This window comes from Paraburkholderia sp. (assembly GCF_036488505.1).
In the GTDB taxonomy this organism is placed as follows: domain Bacteria; phylum Pseudomonadota; class Gammaproteobacteria; order Burkholderiales; family Burkholderiaceae; genus Paraburkholderia.
Genome location: NZ_DASXHN010000036.1, coordinates 1 through 12,279, shown reverse-complemented (window position 1 = coordinate 12,279; position 12,279 = coordinate 1). Strand labels below are relative to the sequence as shown.

Annotated in this window: 9 protein-coding genes; 5 read left to right on the top strand and 4 right to left on the bottom strand. The window is 67.2% G+C overall.

What is annotated here, in order from left to right:
* The 4 genes from VGH68_RS02250 to VGH68_RS02235 form a co-directional block, all read right to left on the bottom strand.
* Positions 1–832 (bottom strand): amino acid--tRNA ligase-related protein (locus VGH68_RS02250; RefSeq protein WP_331601877.1); only part of this gene is annotated, 832 nt, incomplete at its 3' end.
* Positions 833–980: 148 nt separating this feature from the next.
* A protein-coding gene (prfB, locus tag VGH68_RS02245; RefSeq protein ID WP_331601876.1) for a peptide chain release factor 2 occupies positions 981–2,085 on the bottom strand; the annotation gives its coding sequence in 2 pieces (ribosomal slippage) (positions 981–2,003 and positions 2,005–2,085; 1,104 coding nt in all).
* Between the two features lie 139 nt (positions 2,086–2,224).
* Entirely contained in the window at positions 2,225–3,931 is a 1,707-nt protein-coding gene (recJ, locus tag VGH68_RS02240; protein WP_331601875.1) for a single-stranded-DNA-specific exonuclease RecJ, read from the bottom strand.
* Positions 3,932–3,947: 16 nt separating this feature from the next.
* Positions 3,948–5,141, bottom strand: a complete 1,194-nt coding sequence (locus tag VGH68_RS02235) for a regulator (protein ID WP_331601874.1) — start codon at positions 5,139–5,141, stop codon at positions 3,948–3,950.
* 363 nt (positions 5,142–5,504) lie between these two features.
* Between VGH68_RS02235 and VGH68_RS02230 the strand changes: the two genes are divergently transcribed.
* The 5 genes from VGH68_RS02230 to VGH68_RS02210 all read left to right on the top strand — a co-directional run bounded on the left by VGH68_RS02230 (position 5,505) and on the right by VGH68_RS02210 (position 12,165).
* The gene (locus VGH68_RS02230) at positions 5,505–6,758 is read left to right on the top strand and encodes a lipoprotein-releasing ABC transporter permease subunit (RefSeq protein WP_331601873.1); all 1,254 of its coding nucleotides are present in this window, start codon (positions 5,505–5,507) and stop codon (positions 6,756–6,758) included.
* Positions 6,751–7,506 carry a lipoprotein-releasing ABC transporter ATP-binding protein LolD gene (gene lolD, locus VGH68_RS02225; RefSeq protein ID WP_331601872.1) on the top strand — a complete coding sequence of 252 codons (756 nt, stop codon included), beginning with the start codon at positions 6,751–6,753 and terminating at the stop codon, positions 7,504–7,506. Before VGH68_RS02230 ends, lolD begins: the two co-directional genes overlap by 8 nt.
* Positions 7,507–7,632: 126 nt before the next feature.
* The gene (locus VGH68_RS02220; protein WP_331601871.1) at positions 7,633–8,421 is read left to right on the top strand and encodes a TatD family hydrolase; all 789 of its coding nucleotides are present in this window, start codon (positions 7,633–7,635) and stop codon (positions 8,419–8,421) included.
* 108 nt (positions 8,422–8,529) lie between these two features.
* Positions 8,530–11,205 (top strand): DNA internalization-related competence protein ComEC/Rec2, encoded by a 2,676-nt coding sequence (locus VGH68_RS02215; protein ID WP_331601870.1) that lies wholly within the window; start codon positions 8,530–8,532, stop codon positions 11,203–11,205.
* Between the two features lie 156 nt (positions 11,206–11,361).
* Positions 11,362–12,165: an alpha/beta hydrolase gene (locus VGH68_RS02210; RefSeq protein WP_331601869.1), complete on the top strand. Its 804-nt coding sequence runs from the start codon at positions 11,362–11,364 to the stop codon at positions 12,163–12,165.
* The last annotated feature ends 114 nt before the right edge of the window (positions 12,166–12,279 follow it).

Sequence of the window (12,279 nt, the reverse complement as noted above, 5' to 3'; positions counted from 1 at the left end):
TGAACTCGGGGTTGTGGCGCGTGGACACGCCCTCGTTCCGGAAGTTGCGGTTGATCTCGAATACCCGTTCGAAGCCGCCCACCACCAGCCGCTTCAGATACAGCTCCGGCGCGATCCGCAGGAACATTTGCATATCGAGCGCGTTATGGTGCGTGGTGAACGGCTTGGCCGCCGCGCCGCCCGGAATCGGGTGCAGCATCGGCGTTTCGACTTCCATGAAGTCGGCCTTGGCCATGAAGTTGCGCACCGACGCGATCGCCTTGGTGCGTGCGATGAACGTGCGGCGTGTTTCTGGCGTGACGATCAGGTCGACATAGCGCTGGCGGTACTTCATTTCCTGGTCGGCGAGACCGTGGAACTTGTCCGGCAGCGGGCGCAGCGACTTCGATAGCAGACGCAGCTCGGTGCAGCGCACCGACAGCTCGCCCTTGTTGGTGCGGAACAGCACGCCGCGCGCGGCGACGATGTCGCCCATGTCCCACTTCTTGAATGCGTCGTAAGTTGGCTGACCGACGTCGGCCGGCGTGATGAAGAACTGGATCTGACCCGAACCGTCGCGCACGGTCGCGAAGCTGGCCTTGCCCATTACGCGCTTGAGCATCATGCGGCCGGCGATCGCGACTTCGAGCGGATTCGCCTCGAGTGCTTCCTTGTCGGTGTGCTCGTATTGCGCCTGCAGATCGTCGGCGTGGTGCGTGGGACGGAAGTCGTTCGGATAGGCGACGCCGTGCTCACGCAGCTCGCGCAGTTTTTCGCGGCGCTCGGCGATGATCTTGTTGTCGTCCGCTTCGGGCGCGACGGGCGCCGCATTCGGCTGGGTCGGTTCGGTCATGATGAGTTGGTATTCGGTGGCGCGCGGCGGAGTGCTTCGCGTGCGCGGGGCCAGTCAGTGTAAAAACCTCAGGCGGGAAAATGAGGCAAGACGCAGATCGCGCATCAGGGCAAGGCTGGCGCGGCCGTGCGGGCCGCGACAACGGCGCTTAGACGCCCTGTTTCAGGCTCGCGCTGATAAACGGATCGAGATCGCCGTCGAGCACGCTCTTCGTGTTGCTGATTTCGACGTTGGTGCGCAGATCCTTGATGCGGCTGTTGTCCAGCACGTACGAACGGATCTGGTGACCCCAGCCCACATCGGTTTTGCCGGCTTCGAGCTTGTCCTGCTCGGCCTGGCGCTTGCGGATTTCCGCTTCGTACAGGCGCGATTTCAGCATCGCCATCGCTTCGGCGCGGTTGCGGTGCTGCGAGCGGTCGTTCTGACACTGCACGACGATGCCCGACGGCATGTGCGTGATCCGCACCGCGGAGTCGGTCTTGTTGATGTGCTGACCGCCCGCGCCCGACGCACGGTACGTGTCGATACGCAGATCGGCCGGGTTGATGTCGACTTCGATCGAATCGTCGACTTCCGGATAGACGAATACCGACGAGAACGACGTATGACGGCCGCCCGACGAATCGAACGGCGACTTGCGCACGAGGCGGTGCACGCCCGTTTCGGTGCGCAGGAAGCCGTACGCGTATTCGCCCTCGATCTTGATCGTCGCGTTCTTGATGCCCGCGACGTCGCCGTCGGTCTGTTCGAGCACCTCGGTTTTGAAACCCTTGCGCTCGCAGTAGCGCAGATACTGGCGTAGCAGCATCGCCGCCCAATCGCACGCTTCGGTGCCGCCGGCGCCAGCCTGGATGTCGAGGAATGCGTTGTTGGGGTCGGCCGGGTTCGCGAACATCCGGCGAAATTCCATGTCGGCGACGCGCGCTTCGATCGCTTGCGCGTCGGCCTCGCAGGCGAGCAAGGTTTCGTCGTCGCCTTCTTCGCGGGCCATCTCGAACAGGTCCTGCGCATCGCGCACGTCGTTACTGATCGACGTGAGCTTGCCGACCGTGTCGTCGAGCAGTTTCTTTTCTTTACCCAGTGCCTGGGCGTGTTTCGAGTCGTTCCAGACGTCCGGGTCTTCGAGTTCCCGGTTGACTTCGATTAGACGCAGTGCTTTGTCGTCGTAGTCAAAGATACCCCCGTAGGTCGGCCGCGCGCTTGCGCAGGTCCGCCAGAGAGGCTTCGATCGCGTTGAGACGTTCCGCTTCCATGTCGATCTTTATGGCTTCGTAAAAAGCTGAAATTATAGCCGATCGGCACGCCGCGCCGGGGCCTAGCGGGCGATCCGGCGCGTGTTCGCGGTTGATTTTGCGGCGATTTTCGACCCGTTGGCGGGGCGGCGCTGCCGCCTCAGCTCATCGCATGCTCGACGATCAGCTGCACCCGCGCGACGCCATTCCACGTATCGCTCGCGAGCCGGTACGCGACGGTCGTGCGCGCGGGCAGCGTGTCGGTGTGGTTGAACCAGATCGCGTTGAAGCGTTGACGGCCGCGCAGCAGTTGCAGTTTCAGGTGCTTGTCCTTCACCAGCGCCTGCGACGCGATCTCGAATTCGCCCGAAAATACCGGCGCCGGGAACCCTTGGCCCCACACCGCCGCGTCGAGCATCTCGACGAATTGCGGCGTGAAGTACGCGTCTTCGAGTTCGCCGTCGGTCTCGACCGTGCGTGCGAGCGCTTCCTTGGGGAGCCACTCGCGCCCGACCGCCTCGAACGCGGCCGTGAAGCGCGCGACGTCGGCGGCGGCGATCGTCAGACCCGCGGCCATCGCATGACCGCCGAACTTGACGATCAGATCCGGCTCGCGCTTCGAGATCAGATCGAGCGCGTCGCGCAGATGGAAGCCCGCGATCGAGCGGCCAGAGCCCTTCACGAGCACGCCGCGGTCGTCGGCGGGCGCGAACGTGAACGACGGCCGGTGGAACTTCTCCTTCAGACGCCCCGCGACGATGCCGATCACCCCTTGGTGCCAGTCCGGATTGAACAGCGTGATCGTGGTCGCGCCGTCGGGGTCGATCGCTGACAAATCGTCGAGCGCCTGCTGCTGCATGCCGGCTTCGATCTGGCGGCGCTCGCGGTTCATCGTGTCGAGCTGCTGCGCGAGCTCCCATGCGCGGCCGACGTCGTCGGTCGTCAGGCATTCGATGCCGAGCGACATGTCCGACAGCCGTCCCGCCGCGTTCAGGCGAGGGCCGAGCGCGAAGCCGAGATCGAAGCCGGAGGCGTTGCGCGCATCGCGCGCGGCGGCGCGAAACAGCGCCGCGATGCCGGGCTGCATGCGGCCACGGCGGATGCGCTGCAGGCCTTGCGCGACCAGCACGCGATTGTTGCCGTCGAGCTTGACGACGTCCGCCACCGTGCCGAGCGCGACGAGATCGAGCAGTCCGTCGAGGCGCGGCTCGGGCAGCGCGTCGCTGAACGCGCCACGGCGGCGCAATTCGGCGCGCAGCCCGAGCAGCACGTAGAACATCACGCCGACGCCGGCGATGCACTTGCTCGGAAACGCGCAGCCCGGCTGGTTCGGATTGACGATCGCGCGCGCGGCGGGTAGTTCGTCGCCGGGCAGATGGTGGTCGGTGACGAGCACGTCGATGCCGAGCGCGTTGGCCGCTGCGACGCCGTCGACGCTCGCGATGCCGTTATCGACCGTGATCAGCAGTTCGGGCTTGCCGGCCGCGCTACCCGCGGCCAGCGCGACGATGTCCGGCGTCAGCCCGTAGCCGTGCTCCATGCGGTTCGGCACCAGGTAATCGATGTGGCCGCCGAACATGCGCAGCCCGCGCACCGCGACCGCGCAGGCAGTTGCGCCATCGCAGTCGTAGTCGGCCACCACCAGCATGCGGCGGCGCTGCTCAAGCGCGTCGGCGAGCAGGACGGCGGCGGCGTCGCAGCCCTTCAGTTCGGCGGGCGGCACCAGCCGCGCGAGGCCGGTTTCGAGTTCATCGGGCACGCACACGCCACGCGCTGCATACAGGCGCGCGAGCACGGGGTGCAGGCCGTGACGGCTGAGCACTTCGGCGTCGACGGGAGAGCAGGGGCGCGTAACGATTCGGGTCATGCCAAAAGGCCGTGGATCATTCGATGAAGAGCGAGGCCAGCACGCGCCGCCGCCAGAATTTGCGCAGATCCGCGCGCGTGACGTTGAGCGTCACCGAGCCGGTGTCGCCGCACAGCGTCAGGACCAGTTGCGCGAGCTCGCCGGATTGCAGCGCCGCGAGCGCGGGTTCGAACCACTCGGTTTGCAGCGCGGCGAATGCGCTGTTCCAGCGCGCCCAGTCCTGTTCGATATACGGCGCGGAAAACGGATCGAGCTCGACGAGCGTCGTGCCTTCGCCGTTGCTGCCGATTGGGCCGTCGCTGTTGCCATTGCGCGCCGTCGCCGAGCTGCTGCTGGCCCCGGCCACGTCGCTGGCGCCCGGCGCCCGCCGTAGCGCCGCGAGTCCGCTGAACGAAGCGGGCGGCGCGCCCGTCGCCGCGCCCGCGCTGATCGCGAGGCCGCGCGTGGCGGCCGCCTCGGACAGCACGCGCGCGAATGGACTCCGCACGGGCCGCGCGACGCCCTGCGCGTGAAACCAGATCGAGTTGACGGCCGGCAGCCCGCGCGCCTCGCGCGCCTGGTTGACCGGGTGTTCGAACCACGCCATCTGCACTTCGTTCTGCAGCTTCATCCACGCGCGCGAACGCTCGCCCGAATGCGCTTCGTGCGGCAGCCAGATTTCGATGTTGCGGCCGCTCGCGCGCAACGGCGAGGCGCCCGCGAGCGTGCCGAAGTCGTCGCTCGACAGATACCAGCGGGTCGGCTTCGGCGCCTCGATGCGCACGCCGAGTTCCTCGATCAACGGACGCGCGAGCGAGAGCAGCGTGCTGGCTTCGTCATCGGACAGTTCGAGAGAGGCGGGGTCGATCAGCACCAGATGGTCATGCGCGATACGCACGTGGACCGGCTGCACGCACGCCCACGTCGCGTTGCCGGGCTCGCCGCCGTCCGCGCGCAGCATGTAGGGCGCCAGCGGTGCTTCATCGGCGGCGGCCGCGTCGTTAGCTTGGGCATTGGGCAGCACGCCGAATTGCCGCGCAACCCAGCGCTCATGCGGCAGCGTGCGCTGGAAATCCTCGCCGATCACCCGTTCGACCAGCGTCGCGCGCGCGATCAGCCGGTCGAGGGCCGGACTCTGGATATCGTGAAGGGCGGTGGAAGCGTCGGCCGCGGCGGGCAGCGCGAAAGGCAGCAGAAGATGGAGGCGGTCGGCAGGCATGATGCTGCGCATTGTAGGGCAAAGAGTGCGTGGATTCGATCGGCAGCGTGAACGGGCGCAGTGGCGAGCGCGTCGCGTTGCGGTAACCTGACCACGTGCGGCCGTTGGGCGAGCCGGCGAGATTGTGTGGCAAACTTCGCGCTTGATCGCGCCAGGCGGCGGCGTCGAGCGGGGTGGGCCGGCGCGCATGGCGGCCATGCGCAGTGCCGTGGTGGTGGTGACGGTGTCGGCAGTGTCGACGCGCGGCGTCCCGCCCGCGTGGAACGATCCGCGCCGCCGCGAGCCCAACGATCACAACGCTCCGGCCGGCGGGCGCTGCGCACCAGGCGCTCGCCGCGCACAGCACACCGCTGAAGAACGCAGACAAGGATTCGCTTGAAATTTCCCTACGAATGGCAGATTGGCTGGCGCTACACACGCGCCGGCAAACGCACGACCGGTAACGGCTTCATTTCGTTCATCGCGCTGGTGTCGATGTCGGGCATCGCGCTAGGCGTCGCGGCGCTGATCGTCGTGCTGTCGGTGATGAACGGTTTCCAGAAAGAGGTGCGCGACCGCATGCTGTCGGTGCTTGCGCACGTCGAGATCTTTTCGCCGACCGGCTCCATGCCCGACTGGCAATTGACCGCCAAAGAGGCGCGCCAGAACAAGGAAGTGATCGGCGCGGCGCCGTACGTCGAAGCGCAGGCGCTGCTCACGCGCCAGGACGCGGTGAGCGGCGTCGCGCTGCGCGGTGTCGAGCCGTCGCTCGAGCCGGAAGTGTCCGATATCGGCAAGGAAATGAAAGCCGGCAAGCTGACCAATCTGACGCCCGGCGACTTCGGCATCGTGCTCGGCGCGGACCTCGCCGCCAGTCTCGGCGTGCAGTTGAACGACAAGATCACGCTGGTCGCGCCCGAAGGCACAATCACGCCGGCCGGCATGCTGCCGCGTCTGAAGCAGTTCACCGTGGTCGGCATCTTCGAGTCTGGACACTACGAGTACGACAGCACGCTCGCACTGATCAACATCAACGACGCGCAGGCGCTGTTCCGGCTGCCCGCGCCGACTGGCGTCCGGCTGCGCCTGACCGACATGCAGCGCGCGCCCGAGGTCGCGCGCCAACTCGCGCACACTCTGTCGGGCGACCTCTACATTCGCGACTGGACCCAGCAGAACAAGACCTGGTTCTCGGCCGTGCAGATCGAAAAGCGCATGATGTTCATCATCCTCACGCTGATCATCGCGGTTGCGGCGTTCAATCTCGTGTCGTCGCTGGTCATGACCGTCACCAACAAGCAGGCCGATATCGCGATCCTGCGCACACTGGGCGCGCAGCCGGGCTCCATCATGAAGATCTTCGTCGTGCAAGGCGTGACGATCGGCTTTATCGGCACGGCGATTGGCGTCGCGCTGGGATGCCTGATCGCGTGGAGCATTCCATGGCTCGTGCCGATGATCGAGCACTTGTTCGGTGTGCAGTTCCTGCCGCCGTCGGTGTACTTCATCAGCGAGTTGCCGTCCGAACTCGTGCCATCCGATGTCGTGCGTATCGGCGTAATCGCGTTCGCGCTATCGGCGCTGGCGACCCTCTATCCGAGCTGGCGCGGCGCGAAAGTTCGTCCCGCGGAGGCGCTGCGCTATGAATGACCGTCCCGCCAGTCTTTCCACCGAATCAACCATGACCGCTCAGGATCCCGCGTCGTATCCGCATGTGCTGGAGGCAACCGGCATTTCCAAATCGTTCGTGCAGGGCGGGCTGAATGTGCAGGTGCTCGACAACGCGGAACTGAACGTGCGGCGCGGTGAGAAGCTCGCGATCGTCGGCGCGTCGGGTTCGGGCAAGAGCACGCTGCTGCATGTGCTCGGCGGTCTCGACGATCCGAGCGCGGGTCAGGTCTCGGTGCTCGGCAAACCGTTCACGCAACTCTCCGAGCGCGAGCGCAACGATTTGCGCAATCGCGCGCTCGGTTTCGTCTATCAGTTCCACCATCTGCTGCCGGAGTTTTCCGCGCTCGATAACGTCGCGATGCCGCTGCGGATTCGCCGCGAGACGCCCGAAGCCGCGCGCCGCGAAGCGCTTGCGATATTGGAGCGCGTCGGCATGGGGCATCGCGCGAAACATCGGCCCGGCGAGCTGTCGGGCGGCGAGCGTCAGCGCGTCGCGATCGCACGCGCGCTCGTCACGAAGCCGGCCTGCGTGCTCGCCGATGAGCCGACCGGCAACCTCGACGGCGGCACCGCCGACACCGTGTTCAATTTGATGCTCGAACTGTCGCGCACGCTCGAAACGAGTTTCGTGATCGTCACGCACGACCCCGAACTGGCCGGGCGCTGCGACCGCATCATGCGGCTGCGCGACGGCGTGCTGCACGAAGAGCCGCCGATTCCGGTCTGACGGGGAGGGCGCCGGCGGGTATGGCCGTTGCGGGCCGGCCCTGACTGCCGTGGTCCGCGATGGCTCACGGTGAACCATCGCATACGGGGGCAGTTCTGGCCTGGCCGCCCGTTAGTGAGACAGCTCATGTGGATCGATACGCACTGCCATCTCGACGCTTCGGAATTCGATGCCGACCGTGACGCCGTCGCGACGGCGGCGCGGAGTGCCGGCGTGTCGCGCATCGTGATTCCAGCGATCGGGCGGCAGAACTTCGCGGCAGTGCGCGAGCTTGCGCATCGCGTCGACGGCGGCGCGTACGCGCTCGGCATTCACCCGCTGTTCACACCGGGCGCGGACGACGGCGATCTCGACTTGCTGCGTAGCGAAATCGAGGCGAGCCTCGACGATCCGCGTTTCGTCGCGATCGGCGAAATCGGGCTCGACTATTTCGTCGAAGGGCTCGACGACGCGCGCCAGCAACTGTTCTACAACGGCCAGTTGCAGCTCGCGCGCGAGTTCGACCTGCCGGTGATCTGCCATGTGCGCAAATCTCAGGATCAGGTGATCAAGGGGCTGCGGCGGCATCAGATCCATCGCGGCATCGCGCATGCGTTCAACGGCAGCTTCCAGCAGGCTCAGGCTTATATCGATCAGGGCTTGCATCTCGGCTTCGGCGGCAACGTGACGTTCGAACGCGCGCGACAGATCCGCCGTCTGGTCCAACAACTGCCGTTCGACGCACTGGTCGTCGAAACCGACGCGCCGGACATCGCGCCATCGTGGATGTACAAACAGCGCAATTCTCCCGAACAGATTCCCGCAATCGGCGCGAGCCTCGCGCAACTGCGCGGTGTCACTTCCGACGCAGCGGCCCTAGGCACAACGGCTAACGCACTCGCCGCGTTGCCTCGACTCGCGCTTTCGTCTGCATAATCGATTCGGTTGGTTTTGGTGTGCGCCGGGCGACACCCACGCCCGGCGGGCTCGCTGCTGCCTGTCCGCGCGCGTGGCAGCGTCGGGCGCGCGCGCATCGGAGGGCGAATGCGGGCAGCGTGGTGTGGTTTTGCGTTGGGCGTCATAGGGTTGCAGCGGCAGGCGGCGTTGCCGCAAGCGGCTGGATGGTGGGCGCTGGTGCTGGTGGCGGGCGCCGCGTTGGGCGTCGCAATGTGGGGGCTGCGCGGCGCCGACACGCTGCCTGCTTCTGACGGGGAGCAACGGGGAACCGCCGATTCGCTCGCGCGCCGTATCAAGCGAGCGCGGTGTGGCGAGCGTGTGCGGCGCGTGATCGGCTGGGGCGCCTTGGGGTGCGCGGCGATCTGCATCGGCTTTGGCTATGCGGCCCTGCGCGCGCAGACGCGGCTCGCGCTCAGCTTGCCGCACGCGTGGGAAGGGCGCGACATCGAGGTCGTTGGCAGTATCAAGGGCCTGCCGTCGCGGCACGAGCCGGGCGCGCGCTTTCTGTTCCAGGTCGATACGAATGACGCTGGCGTGCCGCTCTTCCCACGTGTGATCCAGTTGTCGTGGATCGCCCGTGACACCCCCGCGCCGACGCTCGAACCGGGTGAGCGCTGGCGTCTGACCGTGCGGCTCAGGCGGCCGCACGGCAATGCGAACTTCGGCGTGCGCGACGCGGAGGCGAATCTGCTCGCGCGTAACGTGCGGGCGAGCGGCTACGTGAGCGCGCCGGAACGCGCGGTGCGGCTCGGCGCTGACGCAGGCCTGGCGGTATTGATCGACCGCTGGCGCGCCGCGTTGCGCGCGCGGATCGACAGCGTGCTGGGGGACGCGCGGCATCGCGGGATCATTGTCGCGCTCGCGATCGGTGCGCAGGACGAAGTCAGCGCTGCGGACTGGCAGTTGATGCGCGGCACCGGCACCAGTCATCTGGTTGCGATTTCCGGCTTGCATATCGGCTTCGTTGCGGGGCTGGCCGGCTGGCTCGCCGCCGCGGTCTGGCGGCGCTCGGGCTGGCTCGGCCGCAACTGGCCGCTGCGGTTGCCGGCGCCGCTGGTCGGCGTGACGGCCGGCGCGCTGTTCGCCGCGCTGCATGCGGGGCTCGCCGGCTTCAACGTGCCGGCGCAGCGCGCATTGTGGATGGCGCTGGTCGTCGCGCTCGCGTTCGTCAGCGGGCGCCAGCTCGCGCGCTCGACAGTGCTTGCATGGGCACTCGGGCTGGTGCTGCTGATCGATCCGTGGGCGGTGGTGTCGGCGGGATTCTGGCTGTCGTTCGGCGCGGTCGGCGCGATTCTGTTCGCGGTGTCCGGGCGGCCGACGCGGCGCAAGCGTCAGCCGCTTCATGGCGATGACGGCCGGGACGGCGATCCGCGCGATGGCCGTGATAACGCGAAAGCCAGGCTTCGGGCGTTGCGCGCGGGATCGATGCGGTGTCTCCATGCGTTCGCCGAACGGCTGTCCGGCGCCGCGCACGTGCAGCTAGCGGTGACGGTCGCGCTCGCACCGCTTACCGTCTACTGGTTCGCTCAGATACCGCTAATCGGCCCGTTCGCGAACGCGCTCGCGATTCCGTGGGTGAGCCTGCTCGTCACGCCGGCGGTGCTGGCGGGCGTGGTGCTGCCCGCGCCGTTCGACGCGCTCGCGTGGGTGGCTGCGCATGGACTGTTCGATCTGCTCTCGACCGGCTTGCAACTGCTGACAGACTTCTGCGGACCACGCTGGACGCTGTGGTGGCTGCCGCAGCCGAATGCGTGGACGCTTGCCGCGGCGGCTGTCGGCGTGCTGTGGTGTCTCGCGCCGCGCGGCTGGCCGCTGCGCTGGGCCGCGCCGCTGACGTGGCTGCCGTTGTTGATACCAGGCGCGGATGGGGCGCTGACGGCCCCCTCGGGTGCGTTCCGGCTGACCGCGCTCGACGTCGGCCAGGGCACCTCCATACTCGTGCAGACCGCGCATCACGCGTTGCTGTTCGACGCCGGACCCGGCCCGGAGTCGACCCGCGCTGGCGAGCGCGTGGTCGTGCCGTTCCTGCAGGCGCAAGGCGTGACGATGCTCGATACGCTGATCGTCAGCCACGCCGACTCCGATCATTCCGGCGGCGCGCCCGCGGTGCTCGATGCGATCGACATACACCAGATCGTCGGCGCGCTCGCGCCGGATCACGCGCTGTGGACCCAAGCGCGGCAACTCGGCGTCGAGACGCTCCGCTGCGCGGCGGGGCAGCGCTGGCAGTGGGATGGCGTCGAGTTCACGATACTGTGGCCGGACGCGGGCCCGTTGCACGGCAAGCCGAACGAGCATTGCTGCGTGCTGCGCGTTGCAACCGTGCCTGCCGCCGCCGGTGTGCAAGCCGCGCGGGCCGATGCCGATGCCAATGCCGATCGCGATGCCAGCGCGCCACGCTTCGCGGCATTGCTGAGTGCCGATCTCGAGGCCCCGGCCGAGCGCGTGTTGTTCGCGCGCGATCGCCGCGCATTGCGCGCGCAGGTGCTCGTGGTGCCGCACCATGGCAGCAAGACGTCGTCGACCGAGCCGTTCCTCGACTCCGTCGACCCGTCCATCGCCTTATTTCAGGTAGGCTACGAAAATCGCTTTCATCATCCCAATGCGGGCGTGCTGGAACGCTACAACGCGCGTCGTATCGAGCTTGCGCGGAGCGACCGCGACGGCGCGGCGCGTGTGGACGTCGATCCCGGCGCGCAGGGCGCCGCGCTCATACTCGAGCGCTATCGCGATACGCAGCGCCGCTACTGGACGGACCGCTGATCCCGCGACGCATCGACAAACGAAAGAGCGCGCGAGCACGGCAACGAGTGCGGGCGCGGATGCAACCCGCAGCGCGCTCCAGACGCAAGCGAGAACGGATGCAAAAGCGCGCGCGTCGACACTGCCCGCAAGAGACAGAAACGGAGAGAGCCGCACTTGAAAAACATCATTCACTTCTCGCATGCGAACGGCTTTCCGGCCTCGACATACCGGACGATCTTCGCCGAACTCTCCGACGACTACGAGATGCGCTATATCGAACGGATCGGCCACGACTCACGCTTTCCGGTCACTCAGGACTGGCCGCATCTCGTCGAGCAGCTGCTCGACGATATCGGTCGCGCGTACGCGCAGCCGGTGTGGCTCGTCGGCCATTCGCTCGGCGGCTATCTATCGTTGATGGCGGCGCTGAAAAAACCGCAGTGGGTCAGAGGCGTCGTGATGCTGGACTCGCCGGTCATCGCCGGCTGGCGCAGCAGCATGCTGCGCGTGTCGCAATGGACCGGGCTCGACGAACGGCTGTCGCCCGCGGCCGCGACACGCACGCGGCGCACCCAATGGGCGAGCCGCGACGAAGCGTGGCGGCACTTTCACGCGAAGCCCGCATTCGCGCGCTGGGACGAACGGATGCTGTCGGACTACATCGACTTCGGCATCCCGCAGCGCTCGCCCGACGGCGCACGCGCGCTCGCGTTCGATCGTCGCATCGAATACCAGATCTACAGGACGCTGCCGCATACGCTCGGCGCGCGGCTCGCGCATGGCGCGCCGGTGCCGGTCGGCTTTATCGCCGGCACACACTCGAAGGAAATCCGCCAGGCCGGTCTCGCCGCGACGCGCCGCGCGACTGGTGGTCATGTCGAGTGGATCGAAGGCAGCCATCTTTATCCGATGGAAAAGCCGCTTGGAACTGCCCGCGCGGTGCAGCGGATGTTGCGAGAACTGGAGCGCGGCGCGTGACGCGTTCGATCGTGTCGTCACTGCTCTTATCGTCTTTCTGCCGCCGCCGGCGGCGTACGGCGATTGGCTTTGACGACACGATCGAACGCGTACGCGCCGCGCTCCAGTTCTCGC

What these genes read in the sequence shown, in the direction of transcription:
- lolD (WP_331601872.1), top strand. Translation starts at nt 6,751, where the DNA reads ATGAATGACCGTCCCGCCAGTCTTTCCACCGAATCAACCATGACCGCT.
- recJ (WP_331601875.1), bottom strand. Translation starts at nt 3,931, where the DNA reads ATGACCCGAATCGTTACGCGCCCCTGCTCTCCCGTCGACGCCGAAGTG.
- VGH68_RS02215 (WP_331601870.1), top strand. Translation starts at nt 8,530, where the DNA reads ATGCGGGCAGCGTGGTGTGGTTTTGCGTTGGGCGTCATAGGGTTGCAG.
- VGH68_RS02220 (WP_331601871.1), top strand. Translation starts at nt 7,633, where the DNA reads ATGTGGATCGATACGCACTGCCATCTCGACGCTTCGGAATTCGATGCC.
- VGH68_RS02235 (WP_331601874.1), bottom strand. Translation starts at nt 5,141, where the DNA reads ATGCGCAGCATCATGCCTGCCGACCGCCTCCATCTTCTGCTGCCTTTC.